This window comes from Streptomyces sp. NBC_00525 (assembly GCF_036346595.1).
Lineage (GTDB): Bacteria > Actinomycetota > Actinomycetes > Streptomycetales > Streptomycetaceae > Streptomyces.
The window spans coordinates 3,869,993-3,886,294 of the sequence record NZ_CP107834.1 but is presented as its reverse complement, the minus strand read 5'-3'; the positions used below and the strand labels follow the sequence as shown (position 1 = coordinate 3,886,294).

The following is a 16,302-nucleotide window of genomic DNA, read 5'->3' as shown; positions in this document are numbered from 1 at the left end:
GGTGATGCGGTTCGGGGCGTCGGTGGGCGTCAGTGGGTGGCGTCAGCTGGTGACATCAGTTGGTGGCGTCAGTTGATGCGGACGAGTGCGGCCTTGAGGACGGCGAGCAGTCCGCCGTCGACGGTGACGCCGGTCTTGCCGTTGACGTTCACCTGCCGACCCTTGATCCGGACGTCGCCGGTGCCCGCGTCGAGCGTGATACCGGAGCGGTCGAGCGACAGGGAGCTGAGGACGCGCGAGGTGCCGCGCGCGTACACCTTGAGCGCGATCTCGCCGCGCCGCTCGTCCAGCGTGATCTCCAGCTGCTCGTCGCCGGTGGCGAGCCGTACCCCGGACGGGCCGCGCGGGGTGTCGAGCAGTTCGATCCGGTTGCCCGAACGGGACACCAGGGAGCGGCGGTTGACCTTGCCGCTGGTCGGGTCCACCAGCGGTACGTCGTGCGGGGACGGCTTGTCGACGCCGTTGTACAGCCCGCCCAGCACATACGGGCTGTCGAGCATGCCCTGCTCGAAGCCGACCAGGACCTCGTCGTTGACCTCGGGGCTGAACACCCCGCCGCCGCCCTGGCCGCCCCACTGCACGGTGCGCACCCAGTCGGTGACGTACGTGTCGTCCAGCCAGGGGAATTTGAGCCGTACCGAGCCGCGTTCGCCGCCGCCCCGCCCCTCGCGGATGTCGGTGACGACGCCGATGGCGAGGCCGGGCATCCGGGGCCCCGGCACGGGCGCCGCCCCGCCGCCGGTGAGCCCGGCCAGCGAGCGGTCCGGGTCGGTGCTGACCAGGAGCGTCGTACGGTAGCCGCCCTGCGGGTCCAGGGTGTGGTGGGCGGCGGTCGCGGTGTAGCGCCCGGCGAAGGCGGGGCCCACGTTGCCGAGTGCGACCGGTTCGCCCGCCCGCAGCTTCGGGTTGCCCTCGGCGACCGCCTCGATCTCGCCGAAGCCGGAGGAGACCCGCGCGGCGACCGCCCCGGCGACCGCGCGTGCCTCGGCCTGCGTCCGGTACGGGGTGTCCGCGACGGTCATCCGGGCGTTCGGGCCGAAGGCCCCGGCCGCGGCGGACGGGCTGGCGCCGGGCACCACGGTGGTGGACCGGATCGACTGCTCGCGGGCGACGAGGCGGGTCTTCGTCTCCACGTCCCAGCCGCGCACCTCGACGCTGTCCGCCCCGTCCGCGCCGGTCAGCACGGCCCGCAGCGCCAGCAGGTTGCGCCCGTACTCCAGCACCATCGGGTGCTTGGACGCGGAGGTGGACGGGGCGGGCGCCGAGGCGGCGGGCTTCGGCTTCACGAACTGGAGCACGCCGTTCTCGTCGACGCGCACATGCGCCCCGCACTCCCCCGCCAGGTACTGGAGGAAGTCCCAGTCGGAGATGTTCGGCTGGGTGAGCTGCTTGTACATGACGGGCGCCGCCTCGACCTTCCCGCACGGCAGCCCGGCCCCGGCGGCGACCTTGCGGACGATGTCGGCGGCCTTCATGTTGCGGAACGCGACCACCTTCCGGCCGCGCCGCAGCCGGTGCGCCTTGGAGTAGGCGCGGACGACGGTGAACGATCCGGTGGTGTCGCTGTCGAGTTCCAGCGCGGTCACCTCGCCCGTGAACAGCCGCTCGCGCGCCCGTTCCTGGACGGTGACCACGGATATCTTCAGCGGCGTCCCGATGGTGATCCCGGTGGCCGTGAGCAGCGTGTGGTACGGGTCGCGGTACGTGAGTACGGCGCTGTCGGGGAGTCCGACGTTCTCGTCGACCGCGCAGCTCACCAGCTGGGCGGCCCAGGCGGCGGGCAGCTCGGCGGGGGCCTCCACGATCGGGTCGGCGGCGAAGGAGCGGGCGGGGCCGGTCACCGGGCCGCCTCCCGTACGCCCGCTTCCGCCGCGTCGTCCTCAAGGGCGGGCACGAGAAGTTCGCTGCCGGGGGCGAGCTGCATCGGGTCGTCGATGTCGTTGGCCTCGGCGATCGTGCGCCAGGCCGTGGCGTCCCCGTACTCCCGCCAGGCCAGCAGCGGCAGGCTGTCCCCGGCGACGACCGTGTGCGTACGGCGGGCCTCCCGCGAGCCGGACGTCGGGTTCTGCCCGGCCGGGTCGACGCTCGCCTCCTCGATGGACAGCGAGCAGGTGGCGCGCAGCGGCTTCCCGTCCACGTCGAACAGCGTGTACGAGACGGAGAGGCCGGCCAGCACGCCGTCGAACGACGTGGTCGTGGACGTGCCCCAGTCGAACCGCACCCAGGGGCTCGACGGCTTCTTCCGGCCCAGGCTGGTCGGCGTCGGCACGCAGGCCGTCATCAGCTGCTCGACCGCCTTCTCCACGGAGTTGTCGTGGGTGGCGGTGGCGTCCAGGAACACGTCGAGGGAGAGCGAGCGGGGCCCGCTGCCCACGAATTCGGGCAGCGCGGACTCGCCCGCCGTACGGGACGGGGTGCGGCGCCACTCGGTGGTCTTGCTCAGGGAAAGTGAGGCCGGGTTGAACTGGAGCGTGAGCCGGGCGAGCGTGCCGCCGGGCTTGGCGCCGACGTCCGACGGCGGCTCCATGATGGTCAGCTGGGCGCGGGCACGGCTCGTGCGGGCAGCGGCGGCCACGGTGTCCCTCCTTCCGGGGCGTGGTGGGCGTACGGGGCGCGTACGTACGGAGTACGGCGGGGCATCAGGACGGCACCAGGCCCTCGTGGGCGATCTCCAGCGTCTCGATCGCGGCCTGCGAGCTGGCCGGGTCGAACGACGGGCCCTGCCAGCGGACCGGCACGATGCCCTGGATCTGCCAGCTGATGATCCGCGTCAGATCGGGGCGCAGGGCGACGATCTCGCCGTCCTTGCGCTCGACCCGCTGCGTCGTCTCGTTCAGCCAGCGCGCGATCTTGAGCGTGTCGGCGGTGACCGGGCGGGTGAGCGTGATGTTCGTCCACGTGATCCGGCCCGGCAGCTGCCAGGCGAAGCCGTTGTTGCCGCCCTCGGCGTACTGCTCCACCTCCACCTCGGCCCCCAGGCCGGAACAGGTGTGGAACGCGCCGAGGTCGTTTCCGCCGATGGCGAGCGTGAAGAACACGCTCGTCGCGAAGATGTTGTCCGTCATCTGCTTGCTTTCCCTTGTCAGCGGCGGCCGTCGTACGGGCGTCCGGTACGTTCCCTGCCCCGCCGCAGGTCCGCCCGGAGCAGCCGGGCGACGGGGTCGATGAGCCGGCGGGCCAGGTCCTCGACGTCCACGTCCGGGGGCGCGGGGCGCTCGGCCGCGGGCGGCTCCGGCGCGGGGGCGGCCCCCGGCGCGGGCTGCCGCTGCACCACGGTGACCGGCACCCCCGCGACGAGCCGCTGCACGGGCGCCGCGCCGGGCGCCTGGCCCGTCGCCGGGCGCGCGGACAGCTTCTGCGGTACGCGGGGTTCGTGCGGCCCGACCAGGTTCTCCGGGGGCGGCGGCTCCTGCCCGAAGTGCGGCGTGGGACGCGCGGGAAGGGGCGCGTGGGGTGCGGGCGGGGCAGCGGGGTGGACGGCGACGCGCTGCAGGGGGGCGGGGTGGGCGACGGGTGTGGCGAGTGGGGCGTGTGTGGCCGGGGCCGCCTGGGGCTGATGTGGCTGCTGGGGTTGCTGTGACTGCTGAGCCTGCTGTGTCTGCTGGCGCGGCCAGGTCGCCGGGACGACGGGCCGGGTGGGTGCGGCGGACGGACGTGCGGTGAACCCCTCGGCGGCGCCGGTACGCACGGCGAGCGTCCGCCGGGTGAGCAGAGCACGGGCCCGCTGCACGGGGGCGGGCGCGGGCGCGGTGCCGATGGAGGGCGTGCGGACGCTGCGGATACGGACGGGGGCGATAGCGGTGCGCTGTACGGCGGGGGGCTGCGGGGCGCGGGGCTGCGGGGCGGGCGCGCTGCGCAGGGGCATGGCCGGGGGCGTCGGCGCGGGGCCGCTCGGAGTGCCGGCGGTGGGCGGGAGGGCGGACATGGGCGCGCCGAGCCCACCTCGGGTACGCGCCTGCGCGCCGGGGCCGGCGGGGGGTGCGGAGTCGGGTGCGGCGCCCGGTACCGGGGGCGGGGCAGGGGCGTCGGACACCTGCCGCTGCACGACGGGCAGGGGGCCCGCGAACGGGGCCGCTGCGGACGGCATCGCCCGCATCGGCTTGCCCAACGCGGGGCGGGTGGAGGGCCGCTGGGGCGCCGGGGGTGCGTCGGGGCCCGTGGGCGCGGGTGCGTCGGCCTGCCGCTGTACGACGGGCAGCGCGGGGCCGCCTTCGGCGGCGGGCTGGGGCGCGGGTGCGGTTGCGCCCAGGGGGCGCGCGGTGGCGGGCAGCTCGCCGAGCGGCGCCCCCAGGGCGGGCCGGACGGGCGGCGCGTCGGATGTACGCCGCTGAACGGCGGGGGCGGGAGGGACGGGTACGACGCCGGGCGCGTCCGGCGCACCCGGCGCGGGGCGCGCGGGGCCGTTGCCGGGCCGGGCAGGCGTGCTCGCCTGACGCTGCACCACGGGCAGGACCGGGCTCGTCGAGGCGGGGCTGTTGTCGGGCCGCTCCGACGTGGGGCGCGCGGGCGCGTTCACCTCGCGCTGCACCACCGGCGGAACCGGGGTCGTCGGGGCGGGGCTGTTGCCGGGCCGCTCCGATGCGGGGCGCGCGGGCGCGTCCGCCTTCCGCTGCACCACGGGCGGGATCGGGCCCGTGGACGCCGGGCCGCTGCTGGGCCGTTCCGGCGTGGTGGGCGCGTCGTCGGTCTGGCGTTGCACCACCGGCAGGGCCGGGCCCGAGGCGGCGGGCGTCTCCGGTGCGGTGGGCTCGGGACGCACCACAGGTACGTCGGACGCCCCAGCGGTGACCGGACGAGGCTCCGGGGCCGCGCCCAGCACGGGGGCCACGGGTGCTTCGGCCCGCCGTTGCACAACGGGCTCGGGACGCACCGCAGGTGCCTCCGACGCTCCGGTGACCGGGCGCTCCGGGTTCACCCCCGGCACGGGCGCGTCCGCCTTCCGCTGAACCACCGGCAGGACCGGCTCCGTAGCCTCCCCCGGTGCGGCCAACTGCCGCTGCACCACCGGCTCCGCGCCGGACGGCGCCTCACCCAGCACAGGACGCACCGGAGCAGCGTCCGCCGGGCGCCGGACAGCCGACCCCTCGGCGGGCCGTTCCGGCGCGGAAGGCGCGGAAGGCGCGGGATGCGCGGAGTGCGCGGACGCCCGCACGTGCCGTTGCACCACCGGCGGGACCGGCTCCGGGGCGGTGCCCGGCGAGGTCGGCACAGGCGCCACAGGCCCGTCCACCCGGCGCTGCACCACCGGCAGCTCCGGCTCCGCCGCAGGGACCGGCTCGCCCCCCGTCGCGGGGGCCGAAACGGCCGGCCCGGAGGGCAGTTCGGCCACCGGCTCGCCCAGCGCGGGGCGTACCGCCGGCGCCTCGGCCGACCGCTGCACCACCGGGGCCGACCCCGGCGCCTGCGCCGGAACCGCGCTCGTCGCGATCGCGGGCACCGTGCGCGGGGCCGTCATCGGGCGGCGGGCGACGATCAACGGGGGCGCCGTGCGCCGGGCCCGTACCGGGGCATCGCTCGTCCGGGGAGTTCCCGCCGTCGTCCCGGCGGCCCGCGCCGAGCCGGACACCACCCGGACAGCGCGCCTGGGCGCGTCCGCGCCCCGACCGGTCCGGGGCGCCGGGCTCGTACCCGTAACCCCGCCGGAAGGCGCGTCCGTCCCCGTAACCCCGTCCGCAGGCGCCGGTACCGTGCGGAGCACCAACGGGGTGCCTTCCGGGGCCGTGCGTGGCGTGCCCGGTGTGTGGGTCACTCCGTGGATGCGGCCCACCGGGGCCGTCGGCAGGACGGCATGGCCCAGTTCGCCGTCGCTGTAGGCCACGTTCTGCCACGAGGCCAGGCGGGAGCGGAAGCGCAGGCCGTCGCTGACGCCGATCGAGGAGCGGGCGACCGTGACCACCGGGGGCGCGACGCGGCGCCAGCCGCCGTCCCAGTCCGCGCCGGGGCGCGGGGAGGGCGGCGCGGGCGCGGTCGCGGGCTCGGGCGCGACCGGCTCGGGCACCGGCGTACGCTCCGCGCGGACGGTGCTCCGCCGGAACCAGCCCTTCAACTCCACGCCCTCACCCGCTCTCGTTGACGCGGGTGTTGATCCGCGCTATCTCCCTCACCCATTCCTGCCGCTCACCGTGGGTGAGGTCGAGGATCTCCTCACGCTGCCAGTGGAAGTGGTAGGCGATGTACGCGAGCTCCTCCCGCAGCCGGGAAGGCGCGTACGTCACGATTCCCCCAGGCGCTCACCCGACAGGTCCACCTCGAACGTGCCCTGGCACAGCGGGCAGGTGACGGCCGCGTGGGTGTGGCCCTCGCTGTTGATGCGGCGGTAGAAGTCCTGGAGGAACGCCACGTCGGTGGCGTACATCCGCTCCACCACCCCGGCGTGCACATCGGTGATCGTGCCGAGCCGGGTGATGACCTGGCTGAGGAGCACGACGCTGAGGTAGGCCGGGTTCTCCTTGACCCGCAGGTCGATCTGCGGGCGCAGTTCGTCGCGGGCGGTGGCCAGCCGCATGGTGCCGGTCCGGTGGACCCGGCCCTCGTCGTCCACGTAGCCGCGCGGCAGCTCGAAGTCGAACTCGTCGGGCCGGCGGACGGGCGGGGCGGCCGGGGTGGGCGCGGGGGCCGCCGCCGGGGCGGCCTCGCGCTGCGCGGGCGCGGCGGCGGCCAGGGAGTCCAGGACCTCTTCGAGGCCGCCGCCGGAAACGGTCCTGCGCCTCATTCGACGACGATCTCCTCGAAGGTGATGGTGACCGTCTCGGTGGCCGCGCTGGACTCGCCGGCCTTGAGGGAGGGGCCCTCCCAGCGGCTGGCCCAGCCCTGCATCAGCTGGATGCGGCGGACGGTCTCACCCTTGGAGTCCTTGATCTCGATGGTGAGGTTCTGCCGAGCGGTGTCGACGGCGCCGTTGTTCAGCGTCTCCTTGATCCACTTGGTGAACTCGCTGCTCTTGTCGAGCCCTCGGGTGATCGTCACCTCGCCGGCCTGGCGCGCGCCGGGCTGCTTGCGGATGATCTGCTTGCCGGTGGAGGTCACCTGCCGGACCTCGACCACCTCTTCCTCGACCGTCAGCCCGCTGATCTCCTGGATGGACTCCACGAGGTAGCCGCCGAGCTGCACGCCGAAGACGTGGGTGGAAAGAGCGTCGCCCTCTGCCATGACTGTGTGTCACCTGTTCCGTTCGTTGTCTGTTGCCTGCCGGGTCACCCCTGGGGCGGGGTGGGTCACTCGTCCACGAGGCTGGTGCTGTCCGAGAACTGCGAGAGGCGGAAGACGACGAACTCGGCGGGCTTCACCGGGGCGACGCCGATCTCGCACACGACCTGGCCGAGGTCGATGGACTCCTGCGGGTTGTTGTCCCGGTCGCACTTGACGTAGAACGCCTCCTCCGCCGTACGGCCGAAGAGCGCGCCCCGGCGCCACTCCTCGGAGAGGAACGCGGTGACGTTGCGCCGGATGCTCGACCAGAGGCGGTCGTCGTTGGGCTCGAAGACGACCCACTGGGTGCCCAGGAGGATGGACTCCTCCAGGTAGTTGAAGAGCCGGCGGACGTTGAGGTAGCGCCAGGCCGGGTCGGAGGAGAGGGTGCGGGCGCCCCAGATCCGGATGCCCCGGCCGGGGAAGGCGCGCACGCAGTTGACGCCGATCGGGTTGAGGAGGTCCTGCTCGCCCCGGCTGAGCCGGAGTTCGAGGTCCAGGGCGCCCCGGATGACCTCGTTGGCGGGCGCCTTGTGGACTCCGCGCTCGCCGTCGCTGCGCGCCCAGACACCGGCGACGTGGCCGCTGGGCGGCATCAGGGTCTGCCGGCCCGACGCCGGGTCGAGGACCTTGAGCCAGGGGTAGTAGACCGTGGCGTAGCGGGAGTCGTAGCCGGCGTCGTCGTTGCGCCAGGTGCGTACGCGCTGGGCGTTCATGCCGGGCGGGGTGTCCAGGACGGCGACCCGGTCGCCCATCTGCTCGCAGTGCGCGATGACGGCGAGCTGTACGGCGCGGACGCCCTCGTCGTCCAGGTCGCCGCGCTGGTGGGCGCTCATCAGGTCGGGGACGGCCACCATGGTGATCTCGTCGATCGCCTCCAGGGCCGCGATGCCCGTGCGCTCCGCCGCGTCGCCGACGAACTCGACGGCGCCGGTGCGGCCGGTGGCGGTGCCCGGAGTGGCGGGGGCGAGGGTGAGGCTCTGCTTCTCGGGGCGGCTCTGGGCGGCGCCGGGCTGCTCGGTGACCTCGATGAGCTTGGACTGGCGGGCCTGGGTGACCAGGTAGCCCTTGACATTCTTGCGTACGGAGGTGTCGAAGGTCTCCGCGACCTTGCCGCCCTGCCGCACCAGCAGCCGGAACCGGTCCTCCGGCGGGTTCTCGCCCTCGGCGTCGGCGACCTCGATGGAGATGCCGTCGCCGGCGCCGGGCCGGGCGGAGACCAGGAAGCCGCCGATGGCCACGGAGGGCGCCGGGGCGATCTCCTGCGGGGCGCCCTCGGCGGGGCCGCCGACGCGCACGATGTACGCGGCGCCGCCGCCGTTGCTGAAGAACCCGTGGACGGCGAGCGTGAGGTACGTGTCCGGGGTGAAGGTGCCGAAGGTCGAAACGTACTGGTCCCAGCTGGTCACCAGCGTCGGCCGGTGGAACGGGCCGGTCTCAGCGAAGCCGACGAAGGCGGCGACCGCGGTGCCGACTCCCTCGATGGGCCGTGCTCCGGACTGCACCTCCTCCACGTAAACACCTGGGGTGAGGTACGACGGCATGCTCGCTCCTTCGGCTGGTCAGTCGTTCGCCCGCCCAGTCTTCCCAGCGGGTGCGCGCGGGCAGTAGGCCCCAAAGTCCTGGCCGGGGGGCAGGGCCGCTGCCTTTCCGGGCCTGTAGGGCCGGTCACACGCCGACACCGCCGCAAGGGGTGAATTCCGGCCAGAAATTATCGGCCGCAGGAGCGAAATCGGCCGAATTTCCACCGTGGCCCGGAGCAACCGGAGGAAGCCGAATCCGCTCCGGCCTGCACACACCGGATTGGTCCAGTCCATTCGACGCATCCGGAAATGACCGGGAATCGCCCCGGGAACGGCTTCATTCACCGGCTGCCCGTACTCCGCGCATTTACGCGTCCAGCACTTGCGCGTGTGTCCTGATGTGGGAAGGGACACATCCGGATGAACACCCGATGGATCATCAGCGCAGGTCGCACCGGCTGCCGTTCACATCACCGGAACAGAAGTGCGAGCGCCCGGCGCTATCGTTCATCCCGCGAGACATCGGTCAGCACACCGCTGACATTGACTACTTGGTGGCACCGGGAAGCCTGCCTGCCGGTGGCCGGAGTCCCGGGCTTGGCACAGGTCACGGAAGCGGTGACCGCCGCGTTCTCCGGAATCTGAATGGGGGTGACCCAGTGATAGTCCTGGTTCCTGAACGTCTCCAGCGCGATCGTGGTGATCTTCCGTTCGCCGAAGGAGATGGTCAGCAGCCCTTCGTCGCCCTGGAAATTGGCCACGACGATGTCCGTGACACCGAAAGTCTTGCCTTCCGGGACCACATAGGTGCGGGTTTCCTTGCCCCCGGCACGCGTCTGCACGTCGATCGTCGCGGAGCTCTGCTGCTCGCCGGCTCCGCCGGTGGACCCGGTCGTGCCCGAGCCGCCCGTGCCGCCGCCTCCACCGGTCCCGTCCGCGCCCGCCGTGCTCCCCTGCCCCTGCCCCTTCGGCTGCCCCTGGCCGCCCCCGGTGGCACCGCCGGACGCGGCTCCGCCCTCCTGCCGGGCCTGCCGGTTCTCCTCCTGCGCGGCCTTGGTGCCCGCCTCCTGCGCGGTGGACCGGATGGTCGGCCGCACCAGCGCGAACCAGGCGAGCAGCAGGGCCAGGATCGCCGCGAGCAGGATGAGCAGCCAGCGCGGCAGCAGCGGGAGCTGGGCGAACTCGCCCTGCAGGGTCTCGGCTTGCGCCCGGTCGGCCCGCGCGTCCTCGACGGGCGCGCCGCCCTCGGCCTCGGGCTCCCCGACGACGACCTCGAACGGCCAGTCCGCCGGGGCGCCGAACCAGATCAGCTTGCGGGCCCGGACCTTGAGCCCCGACTCCGCCGACTCGCCGGGCTCCAGGCGCCGCCGCTCCGGCGTGAACGCGAGCCGCAGCTCCTCGCCCTGCTGCCGCCCGGCGAACGCGAGGTCGATGGGAGCGTTCCCCCGGTTCTGCACCGCCGTACGGAAGCGGGCGCCCAGCCAGCCCCGGCGGCGTCCCGGTTCCAGGCTCGCGCGCAGCTCGTGGAACGGCTCGACGACCACCGTCATCTCGGGGACGGCCACCGCCTCGGGGTGCTCGGCGGGCAGCACCTTTATCCCCAGGGGCAGTTCGCCTGCCCGCACCTCGTGCGACCGGGGCGGCGCGAACCGCACCGTGACGGTCTCCGAGGTGCCCGGATAGAGCGAGACCCGTGCCGGTTCCACCGTGGTCCATGCCGCGCAGTCGCCGACCACGTCGAGGGAGTACGCCTCGACGATGTCGCCGTCGTTGCGCACGGTCAGCGTGGTCGTCGCTTCGGCGCCGGGCGACACCGTCACCGTGGGCATGTCGAGTTCGGCAGATGTGGTCACGATGCGACGCTAGGCCGCACCGCGCTCCCGGCAGCAGGGGCGCGAGGGCAATGTGCGGGCACGCGCGGTGCCCCGGCGGCACACCCGCGCCGGATGCCCGCACCGCATCCCCGGGCCCGGTCGCCCTGCGCACACCGGACGAACGCGTACGGCACCGGACGGAACGGACAGCGACGGAAGCGGCCCAGAAGGACGAGCACATGACGACCATCACGACAGACATGACGACGACGAAGGAGGCGGCGGGCCTGCGCGCCCTCTCGCCGCCCGAACGCCCCGCACCCGCCCCGCACGCCCCCGCACTCGGCCGGATCGCGGTCGCGGTGTACGCGGAGGACCTGATACTGCGGACCGGGGTGGTGCAGCAGCTGCGCCAGCGCCCGGAGATCGAACTGGTACCGGACGAGGAGGCGGACCGCGCCCAGGTCTCCCTCGTCGTGGTGGACATGGTGAACGAACCGGCCGTGCAGCTCCTGCACCGCCTCCAGCGCAACACCGCGACCCGCACCGGCCTGGTCGTCGGCTACTTCGAGGCGGGCGCCCTCCAGACCCTGATCGAGTACGGGGTCGCGGCCGTGCTGCGGCGCGGCGAGGCCGACCAGGACCGCCTCGTGCATCTCGTGACGGCCGTCGCGAAGGGCGAGGGGGTCCTTCCCGGCGACCTCCTCGGCAAGCTCATCGACCACGTGAGCAGCCTGCACCGCTCGGTCCTGGACCCGAGGGGGCTCTCCCTGTCCACGCTCACGACGCGTGAGGCGGAGATGATCCGGCTGGTGTCGGAGGGCTACGGCACGGCGGAGATCGCCCAGAAGACCTCGTACTCCGAACGCACCGTCAAGAACGTGCTGCACGAGGTCGCGACCAGACTCAACCTGCGCAACCGGGCACACGCCGTGGGCTACGCGATGCGCCACGGCCTCATCTGACCCACACCGGACGGCCGGTCGTTCCGGCCGCCCGGGACGGCTCGCGGGCGGCCCGGGGGCAGCCGATGTTGCCCCTGGGGCACCCCGAACCGGCCGGCGGAGCGGATGCGGACGGTGGGCGCCATGTCGTGCGGCCTTCCGGGATTCGCCCGTCCATGCCTCCGGTCACGGCCCTTCCGCCGACCGTTGGGTCTTCCGCAGGCGCGGGGCGTCGTCATCGGGGACGTCCGGAGACGCGAAGTGGAACGGCACGCGAAGGTGGCGGGCCAGCGCCCGGCCGGCCTCGTCCGCGGCGACACCAGGTGGAGGGCCGTCGGATCGGTGATGGACCGTCGCGAGATGGCCCTCCCCTTCCGGGTCGTCCAGAACGGCGACCATGAGCACGAACCAGTCGTGCACCGTATCCCCGTCCCAGAACGCCTCCACCGCCACCACACGGCCCGGAAGAGCCGCAGCGCGGGCCGCGAGTGAGGGGAGGCCCAGCGGATCGGGCGGCGTTCGCTCCACACGGTCGCCCAGAGCCTCGTACCGCGCGTGGACCACCCGCTCGGCTTCGTGCAGGCCCACCCCCAGCGGGCGCAGCGCCTCCCAGACGGACCTGACCGCCGACAGCCGGCGGTCGCACAGCACATCGGCATCGACCGCTCGGCGGGTCCGTACCTCCAGGTAGGCCCACCAGCCGCTCACCGGGTCACCGGCCGGGATCTCGGAGTGCACTTCACAGCTTCGAACATACGCGGCCCCCGGCGCCCGCCCCCAAAGGGCAGCCGCTCTTCCCCGTCCCCGGTACCGCGGGCCCTGTTCCCTCGCCCCCTTGGGGGTGATGCTCGGTGTGGAGATCCATCGACACAGACTGCGAGGTGGGCCGTGGGCGGTCCTGCTGGCCCGGCGAGGAGTGCCCGGTGGCGGCGGCTCGGGGGTGCGCTGGTGCTGCTGACGCCGCTGCTCGTGGCGGGGTCCGTATCCGCACCGCAGGCCGCGCAGCCGGCCGCCGCCGCGTCGGACGCGAAGGCGGCGGCGGACACCGGCCGGATCGTGTTCGCCGGGACCGGCCACCGCAGCCTGGGCGAGGCCACATCGGATGAGGCGACCGGGGACCTGTTCGCCTCCGGGCCCGCCCACTACGACCAGGACCCGTACGGGCGCGGGGACGTGCTCGTCTTCACCAGCTTGCGCGACGAGGTTCGACCGCAGGTGTACCTGCGGGACGCGAAGGGCGACGTACGCAGGCTGACCTCCGGCATGGACGCCGCGCACCCCGAACTCTCGGTGGACGGGCAGACGGTGGTGTTCGACTCCGCCGACGACACCGGGCAGCGGGACCTGTGGTCGGTGGACGTGGCCGGCGGCGAGCCGCGGCAGTTGACGGACACGGCCGCGAACGAGACGTCCCCGACGCTCTCCCCGGACGGCAAGCGGATCGCGTACGCGAGCGACGGCGGCCCCGAACCCGGTACGCAGATCTACGCACGCGACCTGGCCGGCGGCCCGGTGACCTGCCTCAGCGACAGCACACAGGGCGACGCGGACGAGCCCGAGTGGAACCCGCTGAACGACGCCACCCACCGGTCCCGCGTCGTCTACACGCTGCACGTCGAGCCGACCTCCGACGAGGACACCGGCCACCGGCTGCGGGTCTCGGACTCGGCGGGGAAGGGGCGTGAGGTCTTCGCCGGCCTCGGCGCCGACTGGGGCACCCGGTCGGCGGCCTGGCTGCCGGACGGCGAGGGGCTCTACTTCCTCAGCCCGAACACGGACTGCGGGTGCTCCGTCTACGACCACGTCTACCGGCTCACGTCCATCGGCGGCCCCGACCCGGAGATGGTCCTCGACGAGGACCGCGAGGTCGGGCCGCCGGCGGTGCTCGGGCCGGCCGGCGCCCCGGTCCCGGTCGTCACCCGCCGCACCACGAAGGACCCCGCGCTCGTCACCCTCCAGGACATGCGGCAGGACGGCTCCGACCCCCGCGACCTGCGGCTCGACGTGCTGCGCGAGGACCCGCGCGCCAAGGCCAACACCAGCGACAACCCCGCCGAGGACCCGCTGTTCCACCCGGCCAAGGGCTACGACCCCTGGACCGAGCGGCAGACGTACACGCCCGACGGGCGGCAGATCGCCGTGACCCGGTTCGAGACGGACAACGGGCAGCGCATCCAGCGGATCTGGCTCACCGACACCGAGGGCGAGCACGCGAAGGCACTGGACCTCGGGCGGGGCCCGAGCGACTGGGACACCGACCCCGCGTTCTCACCGGACGGCACCCGGCTGGCGTTCACCCGCTCCACACCCGGCGCGGACGGCGTCCGCACGAGCCAGGTGCTGATCGCGGACGTCGACACCGACCGGGCGACCGGCCGGGTCACCGGTCGGGTCGTCCCGCCGGCAGACCAGGTGCAGGGCTCCGACGCACAGCCCGCCTGGTCCTCGGACGGCACCCTGATCGCCTTCACCCGCAACCAGGTGATCCGGGGCCTCGGCGGCATCAAGCACGTCTGGACGGCCCCGTCCGGCGACCTGACCGACCAGCACGACCTCAGCGCCACCGCCTGCCCCGGCGAGTGCAAGGTCATCGACGACAGCCCCGCGTTCTCGCCGGACGGCGCCTCCATCGCCTTCAACCGCAAGGACCGCGCCGACCAGATCAACCAGCGGGCCAGTGTCGTCGTCACCTCGCCCAAGGGCGAGAACTGCCGGGTCGTGCTGCCGTCCGACCGGCGCGACGACCCCGCCGCGTGCGGCGCGAAGATCCCGGACGTCGAGACGACCGGCCCGTACCAGCCGCGTGACGTGGCCTGGTCGCCGGACGCCTCCCGGCTGGTCCTCAGCCACCGCCGGGGCAGGGCGCCGAACTCCCCCGAGCAGCTGTCCCAGCTCGACCTGGCGACCGGCACCCTGACCCCGCTCACCGCGGAGCTGCCCGGCCGGCAGAAGGAGCCGGCGTTCCAGTGGAAGGTGGACCTGACGGTCACCGCGCCGCCCACCCTCCCCGCCGTGGAGAGCGGCTCATCGGTGCCCGTCACCGTCACCGTCACCAACCGGGGCCCGGCCCCCTCGCCCGGCACCACGTTCGTCGCCGACCTCCCGCCGGGCGTCCGCCTGGAGGAGCTGACCAGCACCCGCGGCACCTGCGAGGCGGGGACGCCGACCTGCGACCTGGGGCTCCTCGAACCCGGCGCCCGCGTGGAGATCACCGCACGGCTCACCGGCGTCACGGACGGCCCCTGGCAGCTCGGCTGGTCCGTCACCGGCACCGTCCTCGACCCGAACCCCACCGACAACGCCACCGGCACGGACGTCCGGGTCCGCACCACGCCCCGGCCGCCCGCGCCCACCCCCGGACCGGCCGACCCGCCCACGTTCCCGACGCCCCGGCCGCCCGCCCCCCAGCCGCCCGCCGAGCCGCCCGCGCCCGAACCCGAGGCCGGACCCGGCGTCGTCGTACGGGCGCAGCCGAGCCCCGGCTACGTCGGCGGACGCGTCGTGGTGACGTACACCGTGCGCAACGGGAAGAACGCCGTGGCGACCGGGTTGCGGCTGCGGCTCGGGCTGCCCGCCCGCATCCCCGTGGACACGCTCCCGGCCGGCTGCTCGGGCGGGGTGTGCGGGCTGGCCGACCTGGCGCCGGGCGCCTCGTCGGTGCTGCGGGTGGTGCTCGCCCCGGACCGCGCCCTGCGCACCACCATCACCGCGACCCTGACCACCAGCGGCACCGACGCGGACCGGGGCGACAACGTCTCGCGCGTCCCGCTGCGCATCCTCCAGCCGCGCATCGTGTCCGTGCCCGAGGTCGGCAAGCCCGGCTTCGTGACCTCGGTGCGCGGCAAGGACTTCCCGCCCGGTGTGCCGGTGAAACTCACCTGGAAGCCCGGCATCACGGCCGCCGCCGCGCCCACCCGGCCGGCCGGCGACGGGACGTTCATCGCCCAGTTGCTGATCATGGTCAAGGACCGGACCGGGCCGCGCACCATCATCGCGTCCGGCCCCGGCTTCTCGCCGGTGGACACGGACTTCCTGGTGGTCACGGGCAACCTGGTGCCGCCGGACGAGATGGGGCGCCGGTGATCCACGAGGTCGACGAGGGGCTGCGGCTGCTGCTGGTCGACGCCGGACTCCAGGACAGCGGCGTCGAGCTGGTCTTCGACGCCCCGACGAAGGACTGGTCGGCGCGGCGCAACGCCCCCACGGTGAGCGTGTTCCTGTACGGCATCCGCGAGGACGCGGCGCGCCGCCGCAGCGGCACGGCCGAGGAGTACGACGGGGAGGGCGTCGTCACCGGCCGCCGCGCGCCCGCCCGCTGGTTCGAGCTGACGTACCTGGTCACCGCCTGGACCAACCGCCCCCAGGACGAACACCGGCTGCTGTCCGAGGTGTTGCGCTGTCTGATCCGGACGAGCGCGCTCCCCGAACGGATGCTCACGGGCAGCCTCGCCGAACTCGGCCTCACGGTCGAGATGGAGGCCGCTTCGGCCGGTTCGGGCGACCGCCCCTCCACGGTGGACGTGTGGTCGGCGCTGGGCGGCGAGCTGAAGGCCGCCATCGACCTGCGGGTCTGGGCACCGCTCTCCGGCGAACTGGAACCGGTCGGGCCGCCGGTCACGGAGGGCCTGGTGGTGCGCACGGCCGCCGCCGTGGACGGCGGGGCGACCGAACCGGGCCGCCGGCTGCGCTACGAGAACGGCGCGCCGGACCGGCGGGGCGAGGGCTTCGCGGCCGAACGCGAACGGCAGTTGCCGCCGGGCCGGCGCAGGCGCGGGGGCGGAAGCGGGAGCGGGAGCGGGTTGCGATGAGGACCGTACGCGGCGACCTGTACGG

The 16,302-nt window shown here is 74.1% G+C and carries 13 protein-coding genes; 3 read left to right on the top strand and 10 right to left on the bottom strand.

The features are described from left to right. Positions 1 to 68: 68 nt before the first annotated feature. The 9 genes from OG710_RS17335 to OG710_RS17295 all read right to left on the bottom strand — a co-directional run bounded on the left by OG710_RS17335 (position 69) and on the right by OG710_RS17295 (position 10,540). Positions 69 to 1,841 carry a VgrG-related protein gene (locus tag OG710_RS17335; protein ID WP_330240149.1) on the bottom strand — a complete coding sequence of 591 codons (1,773 nt, stop codon included), beginning with the start codon at positions 1,839 to 1,841 and terminating at the stop codon, positions 69 to 71. Beyond that, positions 1,838 to 2,527, bottom strand: a complete 690-nt coding sequence (locus tag OG710_RS17330; RefSeq protein WP_443064331.1) for a CIS tube protein — start codon at positions 2,525 to 2,527, stop codon at positions 1,838 to 1,840. Before OG710_RS17330 ends, OG710_RS17335 begins: the two co-directional genes overlap by 4 nt. Positions 2,528 to 2,639: 112 nt before the next feature. Further along, positions 2,640 to 3,065 carry a phage tail protein gene (locus OG710_RS17325; protein WP_111337046.1) on the bottom strand — a complete coding sequence of 142 codons (426 nt, stop codon included), beginning with the start codon at positions 3,063 to 3,065 and terminating at the stop codon, positions 2,640 to 2,642. 17 nt (positions 3,066 to 3,082) lie between these two features. After that, the gene (locus OG710_RS17320) at positions 3,083 to 6,052 is read right to left on the bottom strand and encodes a hypothetical protein (protein ID WP_330240148.1); all 2,970 of its coding nucleotides are present in this window, start codon (positions 6,050 to 6,052) and stop codon (positions 3,083 to 3,085) included. A 4-nt stretch (positions 6,053 to 6,056) separates the two neighbouring features. Then, positions 6,057 to 6,215, bottom strand: a complete 159-nt coding sequence (locus tag OG710_RS17315) for a DUF6760 family protein (protein ID WP_018553076.1) — start codon at positions 6,213 to 6,215, stop codon at positions 6,057 to 6,059. Beyond that, on the bottom strand, positions 6,212 to 6,712 hold the full coding sequence (locus OG710_RS17310; RefSeq protein WP_111337043.1) for a hypothetical protein: 501 nt from the start codon (positions 6,710 to 6,712) through the stop codon (positions 6,212 to 6,214). The genes OG710_RS17315 and OG710_RS17310 overlap by 4 nt, the downstream gene beginning before the upstream one ends. Next, positions 6,709 to 7,149, bottom strand: a complete 441-nt coding sequence (locus OG710_RS17305) for a phage tail protein (protein WP_111337042.1) — start codon at positions 7,147 to 7,149, stop codon at positions 6,709 to 6,711. Before OG710_RS17305 ends, OG710_RS17310 begins: the two co-directional genes overlap by 4 nt. Before the next feature lie 65 nt (positions 7,150 to 7,214). Then, a complete protein-coding gene (locus OG710_RS17300; protein WP_111337040.1) occupies positions 7,215 to 8,732 on the bottom strand; it encodes a phage tail sheath family protein in 1,518 nt (505 codons plus the stop codon). Positions 8,733 to 9,211: 479 nt separating this feature from the next. After that, positions 9,212 to 10,540: a COG1470 family protein gene (locus OG710_RS17295; protein WP_330242274.1), complete on the bottom strand. Its 1,329-nt coding sequence runs from the start codon at positions 10,538 to 10,540 to the stop codon at positions 9,212 to 9,214. A gap of 224 nt (positions 10,541 to 10,764) precedes the next feature. Here OG710_RS17295 and OG710_RS17290 point away from each other — a divergent pair, with 224 nt between their 5' ends. Further along, a complete protein-coding gene (locus OG710_RS17290) occupies positions 10,765 to 11,490 on the top strand; it encodes a helix-turn-helix transcriptional regulator (RefSeq protein WP_330240147.1) in 726 nt (241 codons plus the stop codon). Between the two features lie 165 nt (positions 11,491 to 11,655). Here the strand turns inward: OG710_RS17290 and OG710_RS17285 are convergent, their stop codons facing one another. Further along, positions 11,656 to 12,177 carry a hypothetical protein gene (locus OG710_RS17285; RefSeq protein ID WP_330242273.1) on the bottom strand — a complete coding sequence of 174 codons (522 nt, stop codon included), beginning with the start codon at positions 12,175 to 12,177 and terminating at the stop codon, positions 11,656 to 11,658. 240 nt (positions 12,178 to 12,417) lie between these two features. Between OG710_RS17285 and OG710_RS17280 the strand changes: the two genes are divergently transcribed. Together OG710_RS17280 and OG710_RS17275 are read left to right on the top strand one after the other, a co-directional pair. Beyond that, on the top strand, positions 12,418 to 15,552 hold the full coding sequence (locus OG710_RS17280; RefSeq protein WP_330240146.1) for a hypothetical protein: 3,135 nt from the start codon (positions 12,418 to 12,420) through the stop codon (positions 15,550 to 15,552). Further along, the gene (locus OG710_RS17275) at positions 15,549 to 16,277 is read left to right on the top strand and encodes a DUF4255 domain-containing protein (RefSeq protein ID WP_330240145.1); all 729 of its coding nucleotides are present in this window, start codon (positions 15,549 to 15,551) and stop codon (positions 16,275 to 16,277) included. Before OG710_RS17280 ends, OG710_RS17275 begins: the two co-directional genes overlap by 4 nt. The last annotated feature ends 25 nt before the right edge of the window (positions 16,278 to 16,302 follow it).